Origin of the sequence: Psychromonas arctica DSM 14288 (assembly GCF_000482725.1) — a bacterium.
In the GTDB taxonomy this organism is placed as follows: domain Bacteria; phylum Pseudomonadota; class Gammaproteobacteria; order Enterobacterales; family Psychromonadaceae; genus Psychromonas; species Psychromonas arctica.
Map to the genome: position 1 here is coordinate 46,661 of NZ_AXWP01000050.1, position 10,164 is coordinate 56,824.

General features: G+C 36.0%; 9 protein-coding genes and 2 pseudogenes. 9 read left to right on the forward strand and 2 right to left on the reverse strand.

The window, feature by feature from the left end; genetic code table 11:
* Positions 1–163: 163 nt before the first annotated feature.
* The 6 genes and pseudogenes from H592_RS0107940 (at position 164) to H592_RS0107960 (ending at position 3,739) form a co-directional block, all read left to right on the forward strand.
* Positions 164–532, forward strand: a complete 369-nt coding sequence (locus tag H592_RS0107940; protein WP_028868303.1) for a PH domain-containing protein — start codon at positions 164–166, stop codon at positions 530–532.
* Positions 533–612: 80 nt separating this feature from the next.
* Positions 613–1,014: a putative signal transducing protein gene (locus H592_RS0107945; protein WP_028868304.1), complete on the forward strand. Its 402-nt coding sequence runs from the start codon at positions 613–615 to the stop codon at positions 1,012–1,014.
* Between the two features lie 47 nt (positions 1,015–1,061).
* A pseudogene (locus H592_RS23570) lies at positions 1,062–1,256 on the forward strand (helix-turn-helix transcriptional regulator); the annotation flags it as partial.
* A 668-nt stretch (positions 1,257–1,924) separates the two neighbouring features.
* On the forward strand, positions 1,925–2,137 hold the full coding sequence (locus H592_RS23915) for a hypothetical protein (RefSeq protein ID WP_156916093.1): 213 nt from the start codon (positions 1,925–1,927) through the stop codon (positions 2,135–2,137).
* Positions 2,138–2,407: 270 nt separating this feature from the next.
* Positions 2,408–2,653 (forward strand): hypothetical protein, encoded by a 246-nt coding sequence (locus H592_RS0107955; RefSeq protein WP_028868305.1) that lies wholly within the window; start codon positions 2,408–2,410, stop codon positions 2,651–2,653.
* 132 nt (positions 2,654–2,785) lie between these two features.
* Positions 2,786–3,739, forward strand: a complete 954-nt coding sequence (locus tag H592_RS0107960) for a DUF2971 domain-containing protein (protein WP_028868306.1) — start codon at positions 2,786–2,788, stop codon at positions 3,737–3,739.
* An 863-nt stretch (positions 3,740–4,602) separates the two neighbouring features.
* Here the strand turns inward: H592_RS0107960 and H592_RS0107965 are convergent.
* Positions 4,603–5,220 carry a glutathione S-transferase family protein gene (locus H592_RS0107965; protein WP_028868307.1) on the reverse strand — a complete coding sequence of 206 codons (618 nt, stop codon included), beginning with the start codon at positions 5,218–5,220 and terminating at the stop codon, positions 4,603–4,605.
* Between the two features lie 282 nt (positions 5,221–5,502).
* On the opposite strand from H592_RS0107965, the gene H592_RS0107970 reads away from it, so the two are divergent.
* On the forward strand, positions 5,503–6,744 hold the full coding sequence (locus tag H592_RS0107970; RefSeq protein ID WP_037071272.1) for a sensor domain-containing diguanylate cyclase: 1,242 nt from the start codon (positions 5,503–5,505) through the stop codon (positions 6,742–6,744).
* Positions 6,745–6,890: 146 nt separating this feature from the next.
* Here H592_RS0107970 and H592_RS0107975 read toward each other — a convergent pair whose 3' ends face one another.
* Positions 6,891–7,220: a DMT family transporter gene (locus tag H592_RS0107975; RefSeq protein WP_028868309.1), complete on the reverse strand. Its 330-nt coding sequence runs from the start codon at positions 7,218–7,220 to the stop codon at positions 6,891–6,893.
* Positions 7,221–7,680: 460 nt separating this feature from the next.
* Here H592_RS0107975 and H592_RS0107980 point away from each other — a divergent pair, with 460 nt between their 5' ends.
* Together H592_RS0107980 and H592_RS0107985 are read left to right on the forward strand one after the other, a co-directional pair.
* Positions 7,681–8,649 carry a TDT family transporter gene (locus H592_RS0107980; protein WP_051369084.1) on the forward strand — a complete coding sequence of 323 codons (969 nt, stop codon included), beginning with the start codon at positions 7,681–7,683 and terminating at the stop codon, positions 8,647–8,649.
* 603 nt (positions 8,650–9,252) lie between these two features.
* Positions 9,253–9,861 (forward strand): annotated as a pseudogene (locus H592_RS0107985) (PAS domain-containing protein); the annotation flags it as partial.
* Between the last annotated feature and the right edge of the window lie 303 nt (positions 9,862–10,164).

Here is a 10,164-nt window from a genome sequence, read left to right on the forward strand (position 1 = left end):
GATCTCCCCAGATAAGTCAACAATTGATTACGATTAAAGTGCAGATATTATCCGTTTTTATACTCACATTGCCGTTACACATTTTCATTGAAAAAATTAAGCGATATATAGCAGCAAGAAATGTTACATAATGAATTACTCAAATGAAATGAAGGGATATTCGATGATAGATTTTAATAATAAAGGTTTTTTCAAGCTTAAACAGAACACTGATTTTGCAGATAAAGTGAAAGACTTACTGCTTGATGATGAACAGATTATTGATTCATATAAAACCATGCGTGACGGTGTTGTGTTTACAGATAAAAGAATCATTGCTGTTAATGTTCAAGGCATTACGGGAAGCAAAAAAGACTTCACGTCACTTCCGTATAAAAATATTGTTGCTTACTCTATTGAAACGTCAGGTACCTTTGATCTTGATTCAGAGTTGGAAATCTATTTTTCAGCTGTCGGGAAGGTTAGATTTGAGTTTACTGGTCAATCTTCAATGTTAGAGATTTCAAAAATCATTTCTCAACATTTACTCTAAACAGCATTGTTATCAGTAGGCTTATCTCCTACTTTAAACGAAGCTAGCGAAATCATTACAAATGATATTGATGGAGATTTATGAGCAAGTTTATTGTTGTATCAAAATATTCATTTCCTTTGGATGCACATATCGCTAAAGCGAGTTTAGAAAGTGAAGGTATTCCTGCGCATATAGCTGATGAGCACACGGTTAATATGCAGTGGCTTTATTCAGATGCAATAGGAGGAGTTAGGTTATACGTGCCAGAGGAGTTTGAAATTGAAGCAAGAACTATCTTGGCATTAAACTTTTCAGCGGATGTTGATTCAGTATTTGAAGCAACGCCAGAACACTGCCCTAAATGTAACGGCCTTGACTTAATCAATTATACCAAAGGCAAAAAGTCCGCTTTTATTGTATTTATATTATTAGGATTCCCGCTATTTTTTTATCAACACGGTAGAAAATGCAAAGACTGTGGTTGGTTTAAAGAAATGTAATAAACGCAGACAAGCCAATACTAACAGCCCATAAAATGAACAATAGAAAGCTCCTAATTACCAAGCGTGAATCTGAGTTGTTGTATTGGGTGTCTTACGGTAAAACTAGTTGGGAAATTTCACAAATTTTGGAGATGAGCCCACGTACGGTAAACAAACATTTAGAGCAGAATTATAAGAAGTTAGAGGTGGATAATAGGACCTCGGCGGCGGCGGTTTCGATTAGGATCCTAGAGGGCTGAGGCAGCAAGGGATTGCAGGGTGATCCTTTTTTTTGTGCTTTGGAGTTAGGGTTCGTCTGCGCTCGTTGTGGCTTTATTAATAATTATAACTTGGTGTTTCGCCCTTTCGGCGACTTTACTTTCTCTCTGCCAGCAGAGAAACCTATGTTTACAAAGAACCAAAGAGACTGGCACCGGATCGCTTTCTTATCCAATCAATGAAGCTCTTTCTTTATGCACCACTTCATACGGCGCGTCCATGCGCCGAATGAAGTTACAGCAAACGTCCTGTTTGCTGCTGCAGAAAGAGCTTAATCGATTGGGAAAGCTCAACGGCGGGGAGTTGTAGCCACATTGAATAATGTTTCGCTGCGCTCGTTGAGGCTGTTTTTTTCTTGGTGATATCGTTCGTCTGCGCTCGCAGTGGCTTTATTAATAATTGTAACTTGGTATTTCGCCCTGTCGGCGACTTTACTTTCTTTGAACAGCAAATAAACCTATGTTTATAAGGAACCAAAGAAAGCTGTCACCGATTCGCTTTCTTATCCAATCAATGAAGCTCTTTCTTTATGCACCACTTCATACGGCGCGTCCATGCGCCGAATGAAGTTACAGCAAACGTCCTGTTTGCTGCTGCAGAAAGAGCTTAATCGATTGGGAAAGCTCAACGGCGGGGAGTTGTAGCCACATTGAGTGATGTTTTAAGTTTAGCTTTTTTAAATAGAGCTTTAATAGATAGCAACACATCACAGTTAAACATGGAGAAGTTAATGGGTATATTTTTTGGAATACTAGCTTGTGTGATGTTCTCAATCTTAACTCAAAATGCACTTATTGGATTAGCGCTAGGGATCCTGGTTGGATATGGTGTAAATAAGTTAAGAATAAAGAATAAAGAATAAACCAAATACTAAAAGTAAAAATATAAACCAATAGACCTCGGCCTGCCTTTCCGCTGTTAATGCGGAATAATCCCACCTATCTACATGATTAATATTTGATTTTCAGCCTATAGATAACCTTAATTGTTTGATTTGCTGTTGTAGTAGCGTATTGTTGAAAAAAATTACCAAATTAATGTATTCGTATTTCCATTGAAAATACGGAGTTATTCTGCTTAATTACAGTATTAAATGTAACTATAACTGTAATGATTTTAATAAGGATATTTAATGAAAACGATGATTTTCCACATAATGAGAACTTTTAGATGGTTTATTGTGACAGCATCAAAAGTGCTATCTGCATTAATGGTTCTTGTTCTACTTATTGCTATGTTTAGTGATACTCAAACTCAAACATCAAACTTAATCATGTTTTTTGTCTTTGCTGTTTTATTTGGCTCTGTATCTTGGTACTACGATGTTCTTCTGAAAAAGCTAGAACCACAAAAGAAAACAAATCAAGAGTGGAGCTAATAAATTTATAAAGGCATTTAAACACATCTAAAACAGTGGGTTTCGCTTCTATCTACACATTTTAATCCACTGCTTTATTCCGATTAATGAAACGTTATATTTCTAGCATGTAATTAGCATCAGGGATTAATATTGAAACAACTATTTAAGTATTTGGGTGAGCCTCGCGATATTTTCAGCAAAGGTTTTATTCGCTTATCTCAGCCATCTGTGCTTAATGACCCCTTTGAAGCATCATTTTGTAGCGTTAGTTTAGATGCGCTAGCAAGTCATTTTGATTATTCCACAGAATTTGATCCAGATTTAGGTGAGCTAACTTTTTCGGGTTACATTGAAAACAGGATGCATCATATTGGTGTTATTAGTTTTTCCGAAAATAAAGAGAACCTTTTGATGTGGGCTCATTACGCAAATGAGCACAGGGGACTTATTGCTGGAATTATAAATATTCCACATATTGGCTCAATATTCGATAATCTATTACAGACGAATTCGCTGATAAGCTCATCTTTTAGTGAAGAATGGTCTCCATTTGACGGAAAACCAAATCCTGTCAATTATCGGAAAGGTCTTCGATATCGAAATGATAAATTTGATTATGACTATTCGAATATATCTGCAGAGGGTGCCGACAGAATCCTTTATGAAGTGTTTATGCAAAAAAGCGATGAATGGATATATGAGCAAGAGCACAGGGTTGTTCTGAGGCTTGAGCAGGCTGATAGAGTTATAGTGCCAAATATTAAACAAGTTGCGAATAAGAATATTAAGAAATTAATAGAAGAGTCGCCACATACTTCTATAAATTTCGAATCTAGTTATTGTGTTGTAAACTTATTCAAATTTTCAGATGAAATAGATAGAACAATCATAGCAATTGAGTTATCAAAATTAAGCAGAAATCCAGATGTCATTTACTTAATGAAATTATCTTCGAGTTCAATTAACTGTTGTTTATTAGGCTTGAACTCTTCCTTAGAAAAATCAGAAATACTCGGTGAGCATATCTGTTCAAGAAGGTATTTCGACGTTTGGAAAGCAAGAAAAAATAAAGATTACTATAGCTTAGAATTTGACGAGATATAAAAAAATTAATGCTCTCTGAGTTCCTAATGCAGTCACTTTTTTCTTCCCAAAAATCGCTACCTGCATGAGAAGTTCGTGAGAAGTTCGGGACATCCAAAGGTTCGCATTAATAAAATCAAATAGTTAAAAATAAATACCGATACTCAATGCGGCTACAGCTCCCCGCCGTTGAGCTTTCCCAAGTCATTTACTTATTGTTAGTAAAGCCAAACAGGATGTTTGGATTAGTTGAGGCTAGTGCATGGATGCACGTCCGAAACGGTACGATAAAAATGAGTGAATTACTTGGATAAGAAAGCGATTCGGTGACAGCTTTCTTTGCTTACTTTATTTGCTGTTCAAAGAAAGTAAAGTCGCCGCAAGGGCGAAATACCAAGTTACAGTTATTAATAAAGCCACAGCGAGCGCAGACGAACAATACTACGAATAAAGCATAAAACAGTCAGATCGAGCGTAGCGAAACATTACTCAATGTGGTTACAACTTCCCCGCCGTTGAGCTTTCCCAAGCGATGACGCTCTTTCTGCAATAGCAAACAGGACGTTTGCTATAACTTCATTCGGCGCATGGACGCGCCGTATGAAGTGGTGCATAAAGAAAGAGCTTCATTGATTGGATAAGAAAGCGATTCGGTGACAGCTTTCTATAGTTTTTTATCAACATTGGTTTTTATAAAAATGGGTGCTATGAAAATGAGTTTCTTTGCTGTTCAAAGAAAGTGGGATCGCCGATAAGGCGAAACACCCAGCAACAATTATAAATAAAGCCTCGATGAGCGCAGACGAATCAATACTAAGCGATAATCCCAAACACTAATTCAAAAAAAATGGGCTCAAAGAGCCCAGACTGTTCAACACTAGCAACTACGAATATTCAGCTTCAACTTTATCTGCTCTTTGAAAAGCACTGTGCGATGCTAATTGTTTAGCATAACGACTTAAATTACTGAAATTTTCAATCGCTCCCGTTGCGACCAAATTCTCAATAATCATCGACATCATAATATCTGCACCAGTTAACTGCTCATCAACCAGATACGTTTTACCAACTAAACACTGATCCACGTACGTTAGGATTTTAAGCATTTCTGCATCAGCATAACCGGCTAAGAAATTAGTTTTGCAACCATCTTTAGCAACAAAAATCTTTAAAAGAAGCGGCAAGATTGCCGACCCTTCAGCAAAGTGCAACCATTGTGAATATTCAACATAAGCGTTTGTTCCACGCTCTGGTGCAAACTTACCTTTACCATATTTTTCAATTAAATAATCCGTGATTGCACCTGATTCACTAATCACTAAACCATCATCTTCTATCACTGGGGATTTACCAAGCGGATGGATTTCTTTTAATTCTGGAGGTGCAAAAAATGTCTCACTGTTTCGTAAATAAGGTTTAACTTGGTACTCAACACCAAGTTCTTCTAAAAGCCAAATAATACGTTTAGAGCGAGATTTATTTAAGTGGTGTAACGTGATCATAATACCTACCTATTTTATTGTTAATAACAGAAACAGTTATTTGCATCACCATAGCAATGAAAGCAGTTTAATCCAATGCCTGTAATAACCAATATCAACCATCAAGTGCATTTATAAGATGTGATGTGAGTAACATAAAAAGCTCAAAAATAATTCGATTAAATTTTAAGTTAGTTATACTTAACTTTAAAAAACAGCTATATTTAAGTAATTACATGCTAATAACTACCTTCAAATGGATATTTTCATCCTTTAATAATTATAATTAAAATAGTAAACCTTATGTCTGATATTAATATTGATTCAACCTATGGCGTGGTCATCATACAAGATCTTAAAGCGATTTATGTTGATGAAAACTATGCCAAACTTTATGGCTATGACAGCCCTGATGATTTATTAAATAGCATCGACTCCTTTCTTGAACTGATTGCACCTGAGTTTCATGAACTGGCCACCCAGAATTATATTGATACCATTGCGGGAAAAGTAACACCTCGAGGTCATACTTTTAATAATATTGACCGTCACGGTAGAGAATTTACAGTGTTCTCCATTGATCATGTTATTGAATATGAGGGTGAGTTAGCCCTTCAAGTGACTGTGATGGATCTATCGACTGTTGTTGAAGCTAACAAGAAAATACGTGAAAAAGATTTAATGTTTAAGCGACTGATCATGAATTCTGGGCAAGGTATTATGGTGCATCGTAATTTTAAGCCCTTAATGCTTAATCAGGCATGGGCGAATGAGATGCGCGCGGAATCACTTGAACAAGCGATGTCTACGGATTCTATTTTGCAATTTATTCCTATTGAAAAACATCAAGAAGTGAAAGAGCATTATTATAAAACGCTCAAGGGTGGATCGGCGAATAAAAGCACTATCGTTGAAAACATTTGCTTTGATGGCAGTAAACGCTTTTTTAATATTTACGACAACCTCATTGAATGGGAAGGTGAACCTGCAGTACAAGTTGTATTAGAAGATGTCACCGATAAAGTTGAATATGAACGCGTATTAGCTTATCGAGCATCACATGATCAACTTACTGATTTACTTAATCGTAGTGCCATTTATGACTGGTTAGATAAGCACTTCAAAATAAATACCAATATTATTTGTGTTCTGATGGATATTGATGACTTTAAAAAGGTTAATGATACCTACGGGCACCAGATGGGCGATCAGGTGATAAAAGCGTTGGCTAGTCTCATTAAAGAAATAGTACAACAATTTAATGGAGTGGTGGGCCGATGGGGAGGTGAAGAGTTTATTGCGTTTGTGCCTAATATAAGTAGTCAGCAAGCGGTTGAAATGTCGGAATCTATTCGTATCGCATTTAAACAAGTGCAGTTCAGACCAGAAATTAATCCGTTTACGGCGAGTGTCAGCATTGGTATTAGCTCAAATAGTGCTTGTGATACCCCAATTAGTATTAATGATCTTATTAAGTCGGCAGATAAATATTTATACCTAGCAAAAGCCAATGGTAAAAACTGCGTGGTTAACTGTAAAGATTAGACTTTAATGGTGATCAAGCCCCTCTACTCGCTTCATTCAACATTCAACATTCAACATTCAACATTCAACATTCAACATTCAACACGTACTCTAAACAGCAACCAATACGCCAACCAATAAAAACAGTAAAAAGGTTACAGTTACACTTAATGAGCCACGGTTTTGGAATATAAATTCATTACCGCAACGCCGGCTAAAATAAGTCCCATCCCAATAATGGCAGGTAAGTCTGGTATTTGTTTATAGATAATCGCGCTAATAGCAGCCACTAAAATAATACCCATCCCTGCCCATATGGCATAAGCAATCCCTACCGGTACACTTTTAAGTACAAGGGACAGAAAATAAAAAGCGGCAATATAACCCACCACACAAATCACACTGTAAAAAGTTTGACTAAATCCATCAGACGCTTTTAATGCCAGTGTAGCGATCACTTCTGACACTATCGCAATGGCTAAATACCAATACCCCATACCTTTCCTTCTTTATATTAAGCAAAATGACGCTTAATACTTTTCATGTAAATGTTGACGTTAATTTTTGTGTGGACAATAGCAAGTTCAGCGACTTAATCAATGAGTTAATTAAGTACCTAAGAGATGTTGAGCAACACTTTATTGATGTAACAAATGAAGCTTTTGTATTTGCTGTTTAATAATCTCGATTTCAGTCAGTGAAGATCTATTTTATTGATTAAAACAACTTCCGCCTTTATTTTTAATTGTCTAAATAAAACAGTCATTTAAATAAACTTACACCTGAAGGTAAATTAGCTTCTATATTGGAAATGCCGATAACCTATTTAATATCAAAAGGTCTTCCCCTCAAACCTTGTAATCTCTGCTATTATTTTCGGCATTAGTAGGCTTTTATCTTTAAAAGTCGACGATTAAAAAATGAATAAATTACACTCTAAAATGAGCCATCCTGACCATGTTAAAATCGAATAAATTGACCACTATCAATCACTATTTTTGTAATATTCCAACCGCGGCTTCAGGGCTTGCGTTAGCGATTGCAAGTTTAGGTTTATCTTGGGAGCATTTTGTACCTTTACAGGGAAAAGCCCAGGTATTCGGAGCCTGCATTGCAGCCTGTATTCTTTTACTACTTATGATTAAGTTTGTATTTAATCCACACCTATTTAAACAAGACTTACAACACCCTATCGCCGGAACAGTGATCCCTACATTAGCGATGGCGATGATGGTGATCGCCAATAGCATTGCTTTATATTACTTACAGTTAGGGCAAATCATTAGCTGGTTAGCTATCATTTTACATCTCTATTTCTTGGGATATTTTATCTTAAGCCGTAGTAAAGACTTTCAGTTTAAACAGATATTACCGAGTTGGTTTATCCCACCAATTGGATTAGTGCTTGCCTTAATAACGCACCCAGGCGGCCTTGCCCCCATAGTAACCCAATTTATATTTACACTTGGTTTAGCCTCTTACACACTGTTATTGCCGATTGTTTTATATCGATTATGCTTTGGTGGTGTGCTCAATGACAATGAAAAACCAATTATTGTTATCCTAGCCACTCCAGCAAGTTTATTGCTATTGGCCTACCTTGCGACTTCTCCTCTGCCAAATACAATAATTATTGCAGTACTGTTTTGTTTAGCACTGATCATGACGTTGTATGTTTATTTTGCATTTAAAAATCTATTACGCTTAGCTTATACCCCCGCCTATTCTGCCTTTACTTTTCCATTGGTGGTCGGCGCCGTTACTTTATTAAAAATGAGTGAGTTTTTATCTGAGCAGGGCATTACTGTTTACTGGGTCAATATGACTGCGCAGTTAGCGAACATAGAGTTAGCGATTGCCAGCGCGATGGTGCTTTATGTTAGTTTTCATTATTTACCGCACTTCTTTAATCGGGCTTCACGGTAATAAAACTTTTTTAATTGAACTTCACAGTAATAAAAAACATCGCCGAATAGATAACGGCTTTATATTTAATAACAGCTTTATATTTAATAACAGCTTTATATTTAATAACATCAAATGGAATAGCGGTGATCAATTAACCGCTATCATTTCAGACATTAACTGTTGTGTTTATTCAGGATAATCTTTAAAGCCAATGAGCTCCCCTTCAAACAACATGCTCAGATGAACGGATGCTAATATCTAAAATAGATGTCAAGTAACATGGAAACTTAAATTATCAATTATTATTATGATAATAACCACCCCTTACCACAATAAAGCCAACAATAAATAAAACACTTATCAAGGTAAGCAATACATTAATGCGTTTACATATTAATAGCTTAATAACACTAGTTGACAAACATCCTCTAAAGGTCAATTTTCACTGGCTTTGCACTGATCGTAAGAAGCTGTTATTTTTATGATACAAAATGACGCTTTACCTCAAAAACTTGATTCAAGTTTACGATTTTTATAATAAATTCGACGAAAAAACAAAAATATTTATTTAGGTGTAGTATAAATAAAATATCTTTTTTCATCTCACTCAATGCGGAGTACATGAAAATTAACAAACCAATATCCCACTCAAGTTTAACCAACGATCCATTACACAAGATGTTTGATGAAGTGGATGCTATCTCTGTGCAAGGATATGATGAAGAGCGCAGGGTTATCTATTGGAATGCCGGTAGTGAGTCTCTTTATGGTTACAGCAAAGAAGAAGCGTTAGGACAAAAGCTTGAACAGTTAATCATTCCCAAACCATTATGGGAACATATCATTCCCGCCCACAGTAATTGGGTCCACAACAATATAGAAATCCCAGCCTCTGAAATAACCTTACTTAATAAAGCGGGTGAGGATGTTAATGTTTTCTCTAGTCATGTGATGTTTGTAAATCAAGAAAATAAAAAGCAAATGTATTGTGTTGATATTGATTTATCCGATGTACGTTATGCACAAGAACAAGCTATTTTTAAAGAAAAAATGTTAGAAGCGGTATTTGAAGCCAGCCCAGATTTATTCTTCTTAATGACAGAAGAAGGCATCATTATCGATTATCGCGCCCATGACAAAAAGAGCCTGTATATTCCCCCAAATAAGTTTATTGGCAAGTCGATGGTTGATGTTTTACCTGAGCATGTGGCTAATAAATTTAAATTACATTGGGTGTAGATCTTTTGAATCGACGGAAGATCTATTTGATTTCAGGTGGTTATAGAATTTTATAGAAGAAAGAAGAACCTTTTTGTGTTAGTTATGTAGTTACTACGCAACACAAAGAGCACCAAAAGGCCTTCTATGAATCTAGCTTACTTGAATACCCCTGATTTTTCATTCTTTTCTGATGCAACTAAACAGATTGATCACATGATTGAGCAGCTACAATCTGATAATTTCCGAGATAATGAGCATGGCGACATTGAGCAGTATATTCAAAATGAAGGATTTGAAATTTTACGCTGCTTG